Raw genomic sequence first — 13,756 nt, 5'->3', positions numbered from 1 at the left:
CTTGCTTCTGCCGCATCAAATAGCCCCGTGGGAAGCCGTACTTGTCGAGGCGCGTGCGCTGGTAGCTGCCACGGCCCATGGCCTTGATGACTAGGGTGGGTACCCGCCAGCCTTTCAGGGTGTCGAACTTGCCGACACAGGCCGCATCCAGGGCATGGGTCTTGGGAATACCCAGCCGCTGACGGTTGTACTTGGTGCGACCACCACTGCCCACGGCGACCGGCAGGCCGGTGGTTTTCATGGCTCCGAACAGCGCCCAACGGGTGGCGTTGACGGCAGCGGCATCCCGCAGCGGTAATTTGAGCTGGCGCTGGACGCGCTCAAGGCGGACGTCCGCCGACAAGCCATTGGCTTTGAGGCGTTTCTTGAGTCCCTTGTTGGTGGCAAAGAAATCAGCAAGCCACTGGCTGTCCTTGGCCTGAGTGCAGTCGTGACAGGCGATGGTCAGGTTGGCCACCCGGCTAGAGCCGTTCCGAGATTTCGCTACCACATGCTCGATCTCCAGGGGCGTATCACCGGTACCGCAGTAGGCGCACTCTCTACCCCATTTTTCGAGCAGGTATTCGCGCACCTCATAGCCCAGGAGCGTGCCTTGTTGATACTCAATGCCGGAAATCTCGGGGTTTTCCATCTTCTGCAGATCGAAACGCACCAGCTCCATGCTCAGGTGAGTCACGGGTGCCCAACGGTACAGCTTGTCCACCCAGGCCATGGTTGTATCGACACGATGCTGCAAGCTGGGGGCCAGCCAGCCCTTGGGCTTGGTGCGGTTGTCGAAACGTGGTTGCCGATAGCGCAGGTTCTTGCTGCGACGCCGACGCCGAAAACCGGCACGTTGCTCCAAGGCTTGGCGAATCTGGAAGCCCCGATGCACCAACTGAAACAGGCAAAGCCCATGGCGGGTTGCCGGGGCTTGCTCGGCCGTCGCGTTGTCTTCCAGACGCATCAGCGCCAGGCCGGTTTCCTTGCTGCCCGGATCAATGCCCAGCAACGTCGGCTGCAAGGCGCAGTCACTCAGGCATCGATCACGCAGGCGGATCACGAAAGGCGTCAGGTTCACCACCACCGCCCGACCACGCTCCAGCAATAGCCGTGCGCGTTTTTCGCTACACGGCATCAACGGCTGCTTGTTCTTTCCCAATACAAACACCGCCATGCGATCTCCTTCTTAAATAGAACCCTTACGGGCCTGGTGACGCAGGTCTTCCAACCTGTCTCCCCTCGGGAATGTCTGCAACCGGCTCCTACCTTGCGGTAGCGACCAGAACCTTCGGCGCTTTACCTTTCGCCAGCATGATCCTGATCTTCCAGAGCGCCGAACTGAGCGAAGCATTCGGCGGTGGGTCTTGACGACCTATTGCAAACGTAGCGGGTTGGCTACCGCTTTCCCTGGTCAACCGGGCTTGTTGTCACAAGCCTCGTCCTTTAGGGCGAGGTAGTTGACTCAAAGTCTCGTTGCATGAGCGACCGGCTCTCCGTTAGGGAGCAGTCTCAGTTAGTCTGTTGCGTTTCAATGCTGTAAATTCTTTTTTTACTTACTGCCGCTGCCCTCGCTTGTTGAGGCGCTGCATCCAAGACGAGGTTAAAACGGCGCAAAGCTTTCTAGCAGGGGGTCTTCCGGTCCATAAATGTCAATGGCCCTAAGCTTGAGAATGACAGTTTTTCGCTCTGGAAGAGGGTGGCTTCCTCCAGTTCCCAGTGTTGCATGATCCGCTATGTGATACCCCAAAAAATTGGATATATAGATAGGAATCTGATGCTAAAGGCCCTTGATAGGTAGCATGAAATTTGACATCCTCCCCCACCTTCAGCGCTAGCGCGCTTGTGGAAGGGGATTCCCTGGTCGTTACCTCCCAGGTTCCTGCTTCGCTGTCCGTCGCCTCAATGCCTTGGCATTGCCGGTCTTACACAAACTCCACAGGCGTAACTTCCCGAGTGCCCCTCGGTAGTGCTTCAACTCTCGGCACCGGCTAACAGCGCGGTGCCGGCTTGCAGGATGTTGCGGGCCGCGTTGACGTCGCGGTCGATGCCTTGGGTGCCGCAGTCCGGACAGTCCCAGGTGCGAACATTGAGCGGCAAGGATTCGACGACAAACCCGCAGCCATGGCAGCGCTTGCTGCTGGGGTACCCACGGTCGATCTGGACGAACTGGCGCCCCGCCCAGGCGGCCTTGTAGTCGAGCTGGCGCACCAGCTCCCCCCAGCCCACATCGCTGATGGCTTTCGCCAGAGACCAGTTCTTGACCCTATTTTTCACCGCGAGGCTTTCAGCACAGATCACTTGGTTCTCGTTGACGATCTGCCGGGTGAGTTTATGAAGGTGGTCAAGCCGGGCATCGGCGATTTTCGCGTGGCGCCTGGCCACTTTCTGCTTGGCTTTCGCCCGATTGTTCGAGCCTTTTTGCTTACGGCTCAGTTGCCGTTGCGCCCGCGCCAGTTTGCGTGCGTGACGCACCGTATGGCGGGGGTTATTGACCCGTTTGCCGTCACTGATCACGAACAGGTCTTTCAGCCCGAGATCGATACCCACCATCTTGGGGGTAATGGACAGTGATTCGGCGTCCACTTTGCACAGGCAGCTAATGAAATAGCGACCGGCGCGGTCTTGGGACACGGTAACGGTGCTGGGGGCTGACGGAAGCTCGCGGCTCCAGCGGATGTTAAGCGGTGCCTTGCACTTGGCCAGTGCGATCTCGCCGTTACGATACGCAAACGCCGAACTGGCAAAGGTGGCGGACTGCCGCTGCTTCTTTGACTTGAATCGCGGGTATCGTGCGCGCTTGGCAAGGAAGTGCTTGAAGGCCGATTGTTGATGGCGCAGGCATTGCTGCAGGGGCACCGAACTGACCTCGGCCAGGAACGCGGTGTCAGGCTGCTTTTTCAGCTGGGTCAGGAAAGCGCTGGCGTCGTTGTAACCGATCTTTTCCTGACGTTGATAGAACGCATCGGTGCGATAGCGCAGCACTGCGTTCCAGACAAACCGCACGCACCCAAACGTCCGCGCCAGCAGGATTTCCTGCTCGGGCGTCGGGTAAAATCGGTACTTGTAGGCGCGTTCGGTTTTCATGGCTTACAGCTTAGTATCATTTGCGTAAAAACACAAGGCGTCCTCTCGGACGCCGCGCTTGCATCTCCTTCCTTCGCGCTACGCGACTCAGGAAGAGGTATTACGCGCTTTTAGATAAAATAACGATGGTGGCCCAAGTTGAAAGAGGGCCTTGACCAAATTCGGAGCGCGCCAGTTCAATAATGATAGCTTGAGTGCTTACGCGCTCCATTTCTTGTTTGTAGATACATGACTCATTTATATTTGCACTGGGAAAAAGATCGTACTCTTCCAATCATCAAGAGAGCGAAGTTTCTTGTCATGCTGCAGCTCGCTTGAATCAGTTTCATCAGCTCGGTTATTGCCCTGCTCGGCGGCAGAACTCTCGTGAAGAAACCGGCCAGTTCAATTAGTGGCGATAGTTTAAGTGCTTAGCTATTCTTCCAGAAGATCTTCGTATCTTTCATAGTCGAAAGACTCCATTTCACCAACTTCATCTGCATCATATTGCAAGGAATAAGCGGGGTAACCTGGAGCCCAGCCATACCCATAACCATAAAAGGGATAAGCGTAAGTTCCAGCACCATAATCTGAATCGGGCTCGACGATTACGGCTTGAACCTCGCCTTCACGCGAGAACAGCATGTTGTCGATATAACCATAGCCGATGGCTTCTCCAACCGTTGCATAGTCGTCAAGCAAGTCGGTGAGTTTCCAAATGCCCGGGCCAGTTTCAAGATCGTCCTCGACTTGCTGGGTCTGGCTGAGCTCTTGTTTGGTAATGTATTCGTCAGAAGCAAAGAGTCCGTATTCATCGGCATTGTCTTCTGTTACAGGGATCATTACTCCATCTTCGTGCAGCTCAACTTCTTCCCAGGGAACCAGGACATGCGTATCCCCAATATCCCAGAATCCTCCTACCTGGGCGATGATGGCAGCTATCTTATTGTCCTGTGTAATAAGCACATTTTCGACGCTGCCGATTTCTTCCTGATTGTCCCCAAAGACCTCGGCATCCATTAATCTGTCAGCTCTTATACCGCCAGCTTCGTAAATATCTTCATAATTCCAGTCACTTAATGGCCTTACCAAATCCTCCTGCGCTTGAGCTTGAAACCCCGCAGTGGTGGCGGTAATGGCGAGTGTGGTGACGCAGACATTGCGTTTGATTGACATGACAGAACTCCTTTCCTGTTAGCGTATTTGCAAGTTAGAAGAGAAGGTTCTGGCTGTAAAGGAAGTATATTTGGAGCTGCAGCGAATCGGTTCAGCTCATGAAAAGCAAGCCATCTCTAGACATGTTGTTGATACTTCTTGTGCCAAGAGCACTTAAGGAAACACTGCAGGCATCTCGTTACAGCTACCCGGGCAAACTACAATTTGATCTTTGTCCACCGTCTGACAGAGCCACCCGATGAAGCAGAGCGCGTTCGCCCTGATCTTCTTCATATGGCAAAGCCAGACCCATTTCCAACAGCTCATTGACTAGGCTGGGCGCGGCTGCTATCAACTTGGCTTTCTTGTGACCGTGCAGTGGCACACATCGCCATCGATACTGTCGATGCGAACAACAACTGGGCGATCCTCCGCCGGATCTTCGGTAAACAGAAGCCAGGTATTGGAATCGAGCGCCCGCACATATTCCCTGCCCACCTCAGGCTCCTTTACCTGATCCGTGCCAATCTTCGTGGTCATGCCAGCTTCAAGGCGACTTATATCTTGCATGGACTTCTCCTGTGTCAGAGCAAACAGAGTAGCAGTTGCCATCCTAAATGACGCGCCGAACAATTCCTATGGCTAGATGATGTGCTCGTCTATAGTCGTCAGCAGGCAAGGAAAAGCCGGTATGGAGCTTGCTGGTGCTGGTTATCAGCTCGTTTAGTTGTGCTGTGCTGCTTGGTAGGGGCGGCGGTACCGGATGCTGGCGTTGAGTCCAGAGCGTTTTCCGGATTGCCTGATCACCAGTCCATGGCTCTTTGGTGCGTGGGTCATGCCAACCTGCCGATTGTGGATACGGCAAAAAAGGTTATGGGAAGCAAGGCAAGAAAGAAGAGCAAAAATGTTGGGTCGGCTATGTCTAAAGTAGACCATCTTGAGACAATTTAGGAAGGAGGGGTAGCGCTAAGGCATTGAAAAATATCTTTTAATCATTGGTGCGGATGGGGAGACTCGAACTCCCACACCTTACGGCACTAGAACCTAAATCTAGCGTGTCTACCAATTCCACCACATCCGCACAACCGGAGTGAATTCTACTGGTTTTTAAAAAAAAGTCAATTTGAACCAACCCCGGCGCAATCTCGGTTGCTTTAGCTTCGAGTCAAGCCGGCTCGGCCAGGGAAGCCGGTGCCGAGCGAGTCGATGTGTGGGCAATCGCTCGAACACCCTTGCAGCAGGCCTGATACGATAGAGCAATTAGCACAGGATAGGCTGACGAATAATGTCTCAAGTAATTCACCCTTTTGGCGAGCTTTCGCCAGACTACGTCATGGCCGCTGCAGAGTCAGTGGGTATATGGCCGGAAAGAGAGCCGTTCGCACTGAACAGTTACGAAAATCGTGTGTTGCTGTTTCGTGACGAAAAGGGTCAGGGTTGGGTGATCAAGTTCTATCGACCTCAGCGCTGGAGTGATGCCTGTATCCAGGAAGAGCATGATTTTCTGCTGGAGTTGGCAGCGGCAGGGGTTTCGATAGCAGCTCCATGGCAAGATGAGCAAGGCCGTACCCTGCATCATTTTCGCTCGTTTCGATTTGCCTTGTTTGCCCAGAAAGTCGGCCAGGCACCGGAACTGGACAACCCCGCTCATCTCTATGCATTGGGGGAGCTCTTGGGAAGCTTGCACCAGGTATCTCGGCGCAAGCCTTTTCAGCACCGGCCGGTACTCGACCTGGATAGCCAGGTCATCGAGGCCCAGCAGCGTGTGCTTGCCAGTGACTGGCTGGGGCGTCATCAACGCCGTGCCTATGAAACCATTACCAATAATTTACATGGCGTGCTGAAGGATATTGCCTGGCCTACTGAGCAATTGATTCGTTGTCATGGCGATTGTCACCTGGGCAATATTCTCGGGCGGGATGAAGACTTTACTCTGGTGGATTTCGATGATTGCCTAATGGGTCCGGCCATACAGGACATATGGATGTTATTGCCTATCGGCAACCCGGCAGAGTGGCGCGCCCAATTGAGCGAAATGGCGGAAGGATATGAACAGGCCGGTGACTTTCCCCATGACCAACTGGCACTGATCGAGCCTTTGCGCAGTCTTCGCTTGATTCGTCACAGTGCCTGGCTGGTTTCACGCTGGTCTGATCCGGCTTTTCCGGCGGCGTTTCCCTGGCTGGCTGATAGCGGCTATTGGGATCAGCATATTCGCCAATTGGAGCAGCAACGGCTGGTGCTCGATCGACACCAGCCATGGTTGGCTTGAGACTTGAGCTTGGCTTAGCGGTTATTCAGCGTCTGGGTCATCGAGCGCTTCAGTGGCTGTATCAGGAGAGGGGCTGTCGGCGGGAATGGGGTTAGCCACGCCGGTGCCATCAGCTTGGCGACGTTCTTGATTGATTTTAGCGGAAACGTTTTCCTGTGCTTCGATCGTCACCTCCTCGGATAAATGCAGAAGAAAACCTTGGCCGGGTTTTAACGCACAGCCATCATCGCCACAGGGCAGGCCATAACTCCCGTCTTCTCCGTAGGCGGCAGCACTGATTTCTCCCGAGAAAATCTCACTCTCGCTGGAAGTCGTTTCGATGCAGGTGACGTCTTGTGTAGTGATACGCACCCGCTGGTCTTCAAAGCGTGCGTTTGCCACCAGAACGCAATAATCGGGAAGCGTATGAGACGTCCCGGCAACCTGCGCAGGATGCAGCAATATGTCGTTGTGTTCGGGCGTAGACGCGCTCAGGTTCAGAGTATCGATGACTTCAACACCAATCCGAGCATCGCTGGGTAATGTGAGTGTCGCCGCTGCGGCATTCAAGGGCAGGGCAAGCAGTGAAACGCTCAAAGCGGATAACCAGAGGGAGGGAGATATTGGCATCATGACGGACTCTCGATAGTGAAACCTGTATCTAAGCTGCACAAAAATCGAAAAATGCAGGCTCAGTGTATGCAAAATAATGATAGCACAGGGCAATACCATGGGGCTGCCATGGCGCGGCACTCTGCCACAGACGAGTGAGGTGCGTTAGAATAATCAGAAGAATACTATTTTATTGTACAGTAATAAATTAAGGTATAGTTATTGTACGATAAAAGAATAACTGGTGTCCGTCCGAGGCACTGCCTGACACAGCATTACCTATGCCGATTACAGTGAGCCGGGTTAAAGGGTTCATTGTGTCGTAGCGTAATCTCAAGAGGCCCGACATGACCGATGAACTTGCCGACCACTATCGCCATATCATTGCGGGGTTGGGAGAAAATCCTGACCGGGAGGGCTTGAGAGAGACCCCCAAGCGAGCTGCCAAGGCAATGCAGTTTCTCAATGCCGGTTATCATCAGTCACTCGAACAAATCGTCAATGGTGCGGTATTTGCCTCCCAGACCGATGAAATGGTGCTGGTAAAGGATATTGAGCTGTACTCGATGTGTGAGCACCATCTATTGCCCTTTATTGGAAAATGTCACATCGCTTACTTGCCCGATGGCAAGGTGCTGGGGCTCTCCAAGTTTGCGCGAATCGTGGACATGTTCGCTCGGCGCATGCAGATTCAAGAAAATCTTACCCGCGAGATCGCCGAGGCGGTTCAGCAAGTGACACAAGGAAGAGGGGTTGCTGTGGTCATCGAAGCGCGTCATTTATGCATGATGATGCGCGGTGTGGAAAAGCAGAACTCAAGCATGACCTCCTCGGTAATGCTGGGTGCTTTTCGTAATGACCAGGCAACGCGTCAGGAATTTCTCATGTTGGTGAATTGAGGGTGGAATAGGGTTGCGTGACGGGCCATGCTGTAAAGCAGAACTTGGTTCAACACCGGTTTTCGTCTTAGCATGAGAAGACCAATTCGCCGTTAGGCCCCAACCCGGCCAGGAGTTTTTCATGGAAGCCCTCAAGGAAACACAGCTATATTGCCCTTTTGCCTATATAGACGGCAGTTGGGTAGCCGCTGACAGCGGCGAGCAGATCAACGTGCTTAACCCGGCCACCGGTGAGCAGGTGGGTGATGTTCCTCGTTTGGGCCGGGCGGAAACCGAACGTGCCATTGCCGCAGCGGATGCCGCCCTGCCTGCCTGGAAGGGGTTGACTGCGCAAGAACGTGGCGACATGTTGCTCAAGTGGCATGACCTGATGCTTGAGCACCAGCAGGATCTTGCCATGTTGATGACCTTTGAGCAGGGCAAGCCTCTCAAGGAGGCAGCGGGTGAGATTGCCTATGCGGCCAGTTTCCTGCGCTGGTTTGCCGAAGAAGGCCGGCGCGTTTATGGGGAAACCGTGCCGGCGTCCAATCCCAACCAGCGCATTGTGGTGACCAAGCAAGCGGTAGGAGTGGTGGGGGCGATCACTCCTTGGAACTTCCCGGCGGCGATGATAACGCGCAAAGCAGGCGCTGCCTTGGCGGCGGGTTGCACCATTGTGGTCAAACCTGCCAGCCAGACCCCGTTTTCCGCTACCGCGCTTGCGTATCTTGCTGAACGGGCAGGTATCCCACGCGGCGTGTTCAATGTGGTTCCGGGCAAGGCGAGTGAAATAGCCCAGGCATTGACCGAATCGCCACTGGTTCGCAAGATCACTTTCACCGGCTCTACTGAAGTCGGTCGTAAATTGATGGCCCAGGCGTCACAGCATATCCAGAAAATTTCGCTGGAACTGGGCGGCAATGCGCCTTTTATCGTTTTTGAAGATGCCGACCTGGATGCCGCAGTGGAAGGCGCCATGGCGGCTAAATTCCGTAATGCAGGGCAAACCTGCGTCTGTACCAATCGCTTTCTGGTGCAGTCGAGCGTTGTGAATGCATTTTGTGAGAAGCTCGCTGTCGCCATGAACAGCGAATTGAAAGTCGGTGACGGCACGCAGTCTGGTGTCAACATCGGCCCGCTGATCGACGAAGACGGCGTGAAGAAGGTCAGTGAGCACGTTCAGGACGCAGTCGATCGCGGGGCCGAGCTGTTGCTGGGTGGTCACCCACATCCCTTGGGCGGGAATTTCTTCACCCCTACACTGGTCAGTTTCGCCACTTCCGACATGAAAGTGGCCAAGGAAGAAACCTTCGGTCCCTTGGCGGCGGTTTTTCCTTTCGATGACGAAGAAGCGGCCGTGGAAATGGCCAACGATACTGAGTTTGGTTTGGCCTCGTATTTTTACTCTCGGGATATGGCGCGCGTATGGCGTGTGGCGGAAGCGCTTGAGTACGGCATGGTGGGTATCAATACCGGCTTGATTTCCAATGCGGCGGCGCCTTTCGGTGGGGTCAAGGCATCCGGCTTGGGTCGTGAAGGCGGCCATCAGGGGCTGGAAGAATATCTGGAAACCAAATACATGTGCATCGATCTGGGCTAGCCAAAGGTTGTCATTGAAAAACCTTGCCCATAAAAAACCTCCCGTCGCGTGTTCGACGGGAGGTTTTTTTAGGTCTGCTTACTTGAGTTGCGAAAATAGCTTAACGGCAAAAATCGCTTATCAATGGCGGAAATGACGCATTCCAGTGAACACCATGGCAATGCCCGCTTCGTTGGCGGCGTCGATGACTTCCTGGTCACGCATGGAACCCCCCGGCTGGATGACCGCTGTAATGCCGGCGGCGGCGGCGGCATCGATGCCGTCGCGGAAGGGGAAGAACGCATCGCTAGCCATCACGGAGCCGGGTACCGACAAGCCTTCGTCGGCTGCCTTGATGCCGGCGATCTTCGCGGAATAAACGCGACTCATCTGGCCGGCGCCGACACCGATGGTTTGGCCGTTCATGGCATAGACAATTGCATTGGACTTGACGAATTTGGCAACTCGCCAGGCAAATGCCAAGTCGCGGAGTTCCTGCTCGGTGGGTGCGCGCTGGCTGACCACGGTGAGTTCTTCCCGGGTGACCATGCCTGCATCACGTTCCTGTACCAGCAAACCGCCATTGACTCGCTTGAAATCCAGTCCGGCTTGTTGAGTGCCTGGCCAGTGAGCACTGACATCCAGCAAGCGAACGTTCTTCTTTTCCGCCACGATGCTTGCGGCTTCTTGCGAGACTCCCGGGGCAATGATCACTTCGACGAACTGGCGATCGACAATCGCTCGGGCTGTGTCGGCATCCAGTGGCACATTGAAAGCGATAATGCCACCAAAGGCACTGGTGGGGTCGGTGGCAAATGCCTTGTCATAGGCGTCCAGCGCCGTCTTGCCGACTGCAGCGCCACAAGGATTGGCATGCTTGACGATCACGCAAGCGGTGTCGTCGAACACCTTGACGCACTCAAACGCTGCATCGGTGTCCGCTACGTTATTGAACGACAAGGGCTTGCCTTGCAGGATTTGGGCGGTTGCCACGCTAGGTGCTTGAGCGTTTTCATCCACATAAAAAGCGGCGCGCTGGTGGGGGTTTTCACCGTAGCGCATGGTCTGCTTTTTATGTAACTGCATATTGAATGTGCGCGGAAAGCCTTCTTCACCTTCGGGGACCCGGCGGCCCAGGTAGTCTGCAATGGCGCCATCATAACCGGCGGTATGCTCGAAAGCCTTGACCGCCAGATCAAAACGCGTTGTATCGCTGACGCTGCCATCCAGAGCGGTAAGCTCGCCCAGTACGCGGGCATAGTCACTCGCATTTACCACAATCGTCGTGTAGGCATGATTCTTGGCACAGGCGCGGACCATGGTAGGACCGCCGATGTCGATGTTCTCGATGGCGTCTTCCAGGCTGCAGTCCGGCTTGGCCACAGTATCGGCGAAGGGATACAGGTTCACCACGACCATATCAATCGGGACGATATCGTTCTCGGCCATCACCGCATCGTCCTGGCCGCGACGAGCGAGAATGCCGCCGTGAATCTTGGGGTGCAGGGTTTTGACTCGGCCATCCATGATTTCGGGAAAACCGGTATGCTCGGAGACTTCCTTTACCGCAATACCTTCCTGTTGCAGTAAGCGGAAGGTGCCGCCGGTAGATAGCAGTTCAATGCCACGCTCGCTCAATCCGCGAGCGAAATCCACAATGCCGCTTTTGTCGGAGACGCTGATCAGGGCGCGGCGAACAGGAGAAGGGGTGATTTCAGCCATGCATGAAGGTGCTCGTGTGGGACGATGAAAGTAAAGCAAAGGCCTGGTTCGCGTCGACCTGCGGTCAGGGCGCTTCGCTGTCGATGAGTCCGTAATGTTTCAGCTTCTTGCGCAAGGTGCCGCGATTCAAGCCCAGTACGTTGGCGGCGCGAGTCTGGTTGCCTTGAGTGTGTTCCAGCACACAGGCCAGCAAGGGGGCTTCGACTTCCGCCATTACCATGGCGTAAAGGTCGCTTGCCTCGCTGCCGTCAAGATGTTCGAAGTAACGTCGCATGGACACTTCGACCGCTTCACGAAGAGGCTGAGGGCGTGGTGCAAGAGGGGAGGTCGCCATCATTTCCGGCGTATCACTGGAAGACGGCGCACTCGACAGAGCTTGGCGGTGTGTCATGCGGCATTGCTTCCTTTGGGTAATGGACGCGAACCGGGGTCCTCGGCCATGACGGTCTGAATCCAGTCAAGTTGCGCAAGGGGCGTGTCAATGGCATTGAAATGACGTTTGAGGTTGTGCTGCTGGGTGGAGCTAAATTGAGGGTCAGCCATCAGATACCAGCCTAGATGCTTGCGCGCGATACGCACACCCATATGGCTGCCGTAAAACGTATGCAGAGCGGTAATGTGCTCGCCCAGAACAGTGCGGCGTTCATGTACTGTGGGCGTTGCCAAATGATTACCATGGGCCAGAAAATATTCAATCTGGCGGAAAATCCAGGGGTTGCCTTGAGCGCCTCGTCCGACCATGACTGCATCGGCCTGGGTATAGGCCAGCACTTCGGCAGCTTTTTCGGGACTGTCGATATCGCCGTTGGCGAATACCGGGATCGATACCCGGGATTTGATGTCGGCGATGGTGTCATATTCGGCTTGCCCTGTGTAACGCTGCTGGCGATGCCGGCCATGGACGGCAAGCGCCTGTATGCCTGCCTGCTCGGCAAGACGCGCAATCACTACGCCGTTATTGCTCTGTTCGCACCAGCCCGTGCGAATTTTCAAGGTGACGGGAATATCCACGGAAGCAACCACCGCTTCAAGGATTTCGGCCACCAGAACTTCATCACGCAACAAGGCAGACCCCGCTGCCTTTTTGCAGACCTTCTTGGCCGGGCAGCCCATGTTGATGTCGATGATCTGGGCACCCTGAGCGGCATTGAGACGAGCGGCCTCGGCCAGCATGGCCGCATCGCCGCCGGCGATCTGGATGATGCGCGGCGAGGGTTCGCCTTGGTGATCCATGCGCAGGCGTGATTTGCGGGTATGCCAAAGGTTGGGGTCCGAGGTCACCATTTCCCCCACCACCAGCCCAGCCCCCAGGCGCCGACATAATTGACGAAACGGGCGGTCAGTGACACCGGCCATCGGCGCTAGAATAACCCGGTTGGGCAGCGCATAAGGGCCAATGGCGGGTAAGGCGGGGCTTGCAAGGCTCATGGCATTGGTGGCTATGTAATTGAAGGGCAGGTGGGTTTCAAGGAAACGTATGATACGCCGACTGGGCAGCAGGGTGAAGGCCGAACGTCTGCTCTGCTGTCCAGCAGTGGGGTTGCTTTAGCTTGACAGCCGCTTCAGTTCACAGCGGCGCGACGCCCGGTGAGGCGCACCCAGCCTTCGCGAATGGCGGGGTCGTCCATTATCAAGCCTTGGACCCTGTAGGCGGCGATCACCTCATCAGCCTGATGCGCCAGAATTCCGGAAAGTGCCAGGTAGCCGCCCGCTGCCACGTGGCCCGCAATCGTAGGGGCCAGTTGTACCAGCGGCCCTGCCAGGATATTCGCCAGCACGACCGGATAAACATCGCCGGATAGCTGTTCGGGGTAACACAGCGTCAAGCTGCTTTCCGGCAATGTATTGCGCAGGGCGTTATCGCGGCTGGCCTGAAGTGCTTGGGGGTCGATATCAGTGCCTTGGGCATGGGCGGCACCCAATTTCAGGGCGGCAATGGCCAGAATGCCCGAGCCACAGCCTACATCGAGCACCCGTTTGCCTTCGAGTTCGCCGTTGACGGCCAAGGCGTCCAGCCATTCCAGGCACAAGGCCGTCGTAGGGTGGGTGCCGGTGCCGAAGGCCAATCCGGGATCGAGCACCAGGTTGACCGCCTCGGCGTCGGGTGGTTCGTGCCAGCTGGGTACGATCCATAGACGCTGACCCATCCGTAGCGGCTGGAAGTCGGCCATCCACTCTCGCTCCCAGTCGCGGTCAGCGAGCAATTCATACTCGATTTCCGGACAGGGTTCTTGTGGCAGCTGTACGGACCAGGCGGCGTTCAGACGTTCAAGCATGCTGTCCACCGCTTCCAGGTCATCGTAAAGCGCGGTCAGGATGGTGTCCTGCCACAAGGGGGTGGTGCCCCGCTCGGGCTCGAATACCGGATCGTCATGAGCGTCCTGCAAGCTGATGGCGGTGGCGCCTTCGGCAAGCAACAACTCTTCCAGACGTTCGGCCTGCTCCGGCGCGACGTGGGCTTTCAACTGCAGCCAGGCCATGGGTGATCTCCCTATGAAACGAGCGATAAGACGG

At 55.7% G+C, this 13,756-nt stretch carries 13 protein-coding genes and 1 tRNA gene; 4 read left to right on the top strand and 10 right to left on the bottom strand.

Translation table 11 applies throughout. The features are described 5' to 3' along the window. Nucleotides 1-1,156: RNA-guided endonuclease IscB (gene iscB, locus DU506_RS07145; protein WP_114486250.1), on the bottom strand; the 1,156-nt coding region annotated here is incomplete at its 3' end. A gap of 71 nt (nt 1,157-1,227) precedes the next feature. On the opposite strand from iscB, the gene DU506_RS22450 reads away from it, so the two are divergent. Beyond that, complete coding sequence (locus DU506_RS22450; RefSeq protein WP_268877309.1) at nt 1,228-1,350, top strand: hypothetical protein; 123 nt, start codon at nt 1,228-1,230, stop codon at nt 1,348-1,350. Nucleotides 1,351-1,953: 603 nt separating this feature from the next. On the opposite strand, the gene DU506_RS07140 is transcribed toward DU506_RS22450, so the two are convergent. From DU506_RS07140 to DU506_RS07120, 4 genes are all read right to left on the bottom strand, one after another. Then, nucleotides 1,954-3,066, bottom strand: coding sequence for an RNA-guided endonuclease InsQ/TnpB family protein (locus DU506_RS07140; RefSeq protein WP_114486249.1), 1,113 nt, complete (start codon nt 3,064-3,066; stop codon nt 1,954-1,956). 414 nt (nt 3,067-3,480) lie between these two features. Then, complete coding sequence (locus DU506_RS07135) at nt 3,481-4,221, bottom strand: PRC-barrel domain-containing protein (RefSeq protein ID WP_114486248.1); 741 nt, start codon at nt 4,219-4,221, stop codon at nt 3,481-3,483. 330 nt (nt 4,222-4,551) lie between these two features. Then, complete coding sequence (locus tag DU506_RS07130) at nt 4,552-4,770, bottom strand: hypothetical protein (protein ID WP_114486247.1); 219 nt, start codon at nt 4,768-4,770, stop codon at nt 4,552-4,554. A 426-nt stretch (nt 4,771-5,196) separates the two neighbouring features. Then, a tRNA-Leu gene (locus DU506_RS07120) sits at nt 5,197-5,281 on the bottom strand. Between the two features lie 204 nt (nt 5,282-5,485). Between DU506_RS07120 and DU506_RS07115 the strand changes: the two genes are divergently transcribed. Then, nucleotides 5,486-6,472: a serine/threonine protein kinase gene (locus DU506_RS07115; protein WP_114486246.1), complete on the top strand. Its 987-nt coding sequence runs from the start codon at nt 5,486-5,488 to the stop codon at nt 6,470-6,472. A gap of 21 nt (nt 6,473-6,493) precedes the next feature. Here DU506_RS07115 and DU506_RS07110 read toward each other — a convergent pair whose 3' ends face one another. After that, nucleotides 6,494-7,084 carry a hypothetical protein gene (locus tag DU506_RS07110; RefSeq protein WP_114486245.1) on the bottom strand — a complete coding sequence of 197 codons (591 nt, stop codon included), beginning with the start codon at nt 7,082-7,084 and terminating at the stop codon, nt 6,494-6,496. A gap of 326 nt (nt 7,085-7,410) precedes the next feature. Between DU506_RS07110 and folE the strand changes: the two genes are divergently transcribed. Together folE and DU506_RS07100 are read left to right on the top strand one after the other, a co-directional pair. Next, nucleotides 7,411-7,962 carry a GTP cyclohydrolase I FolE gene (gene folE / locus DU506_RS07105; protein ID WP_114486244.1) on the top strand — a complete coding sequence of 184 codons (552 nt, stop codon included), beginning with the start codon at nt 7,411-7,413 and terminating at the stop codon, nt 7,960-7,962. 121 nt (nt 7,963-8,083) lie between these two features. Then, complete coding sequence (locus DU506_RS07100) at nt 8,084-9,541, top strand: NAD-dependent succinate-semialdehyde dehydrogenase (RefSeq protein WP_114486243.1); 1,458 nt, start codon at nt 8,084-8,086, stop codon at nt 9,539-9,541. A 120-nt stretch (nt 9,542-9,661) separates the two neighbouring features. Here the strand turns inward: DU506_RS07100 and purH are convergent, their stop codons facing one another. From purH to prmA, 4 genes are all read right to left on the bottom strand, one after another. Next, the gene (gene purH, locus DU506_RS07095) at nt 9,662-11,242 is read right to left on the bottom strand and encodes a bifunctional phosphoribosylaminoimidazolecarboxamide formyltransferase/IMP cyclohydrolase (RefSeq protein WP_114486242.1); all 1,581 of its coding nucleotides are present in this window, start codon (nt 11,240-11,242) and stop codon (nt 9,662-9,664) included. Nucleotides 11,243-11,306: 64 nt separating this feature from the next. Then, a complete protein-coding gene (gene fis / locus DU506_RS07090) occupies nt 11,307-11,633 on the bottom strand; it encodes a DNA-binding transcriptional regulator Fis (RefSeq protein ID WP_181870712.1) in 327 nt (108 codons plus the stop codon). Continuing rightward, a complete protein-coding gene (gene dusB / locus DU506_RS07085) occupies nt 11,630-12,670 on the bottom strand; it encodes a tRNA dihydrouridine synthase DusB (protein ID WP_114486241.1) in 1,041 nt (346 codons plus the stop codon). The genes fis and dusB overlap by 4 nt, the downstream gene beginning before the upstream one ends. A gap of 134 nt (nt 12,671-12,804) precedes the next feature. Continuing rightward, nucleotides 12,805-13,722, bottom strand: coding sequence for a 50S ribosomal protein L11 methyltransferase (prmA, locus tag DU506_RS07080; protein WP_114486240.1), 918 nt, complete (start codon nt 13,720-13,722; stop codon nt 12,805-12,807). Nucleotides 13,723-13,756: the final 34 nt, after the last annotated feature.

The sequence above is a fragment of the Vreelandella rituensis genome, from assembly GCF_003336665.1.
GTDB classification, from domain to species: Bacteria; Pseudomonadota; Gammaproteobacteria; order Pseudomonadales; family Halomonadaceae; genus Vreelandella; species Vreelandella rituensis.
The sequence above is the reverse complement of the archived record's forward strand: the minus strand, read 5'-3'. Positions and strand labels throughout refer to the sequence as shown.

Bases quoted from the DNA above. Each gene is read 5' to 3' on its own strand.
- DU506_RS22450 (WP_268877309.1), top strand. From the start codon at position 1,228: ATGTCTGCAACCGGCTCCTACCTTGCGGTAGCGACCAGAACCTTCGGC.
- DU506_RS07140 (WP_114486249.1), bottom strand. From the start codon at position 3,066: ATGAAAACCGAACGCGCCTACAAGTACCGATTTTACCCGACGCCCGAG.
- folE (WP_114486244.1), top strand. From the start codon at position 7,411: ATGACCGATGAACTTGCCGACCACTATCGCCATATCATTGCGGGGTTG.
- DU506_RS07135 (WP_114486248.1), bottom strand. From the start codon at position 4,221: ATGTCAATCAAACGCAATGTCTGCGTCACCACACTCGCCATTACCGCC.
- dusB (WP_114486241.1), bottom strand. From the start codon at position 12,670: ATGAGCCTTGCAAGCCCCGCCTTACCCGCCATTGGCCCTTATGCGCTG.
- DU506_RS07115 (WP_114486246.1), top strand. From the start codon at position 5,486: ATGTCTCAAGTAATTCACCCTTTTGGCGAGCTTTCGCCAGACTACGTC.
- purH (WP_114486242.1), bottom strand. From the start codon at position 11,242: ATGGCTGAAATCACCCCTTCTCCTGTTCGCCGCGCCCTGATCAGCGTC.
- fis (WP_181870712.1), bottom strand. From the start codon at position 11,633: ATGACACACCGCCAAGCTCTGTCGAGTGCGCCGTCTTCCAGTGATACG.
- DU506_RS07100 (WP_114486243.1), top strand. From the start codon at position 8,084: ATGGAAGCCCTCAAGGAAACACAGCTATATTGCCCTTTTGCCTATATA.
- DU506_RS07110 (WP_114486245.1), bottom strand. From the start codon at position 7,084: ATGATGCCAATATCTCCCTCCCTCTGGTTATCCGCTTTGAGCGTTTCA.
- prmA (WP_114486240.1), bottom strand. From the start codon at position 13,722: ATGGCCTGGCTGCAGTTGAAAGCCCACGTCGCGCCGGAGCAGGCCGAA.
- DU506_RS07130 (WP_114486247.1), bottom strand. From the start codon at position 4,770: ATGCAAGATATAAGTCGCCTTGAAGCTGGCATGACCACGAAGATTGGC.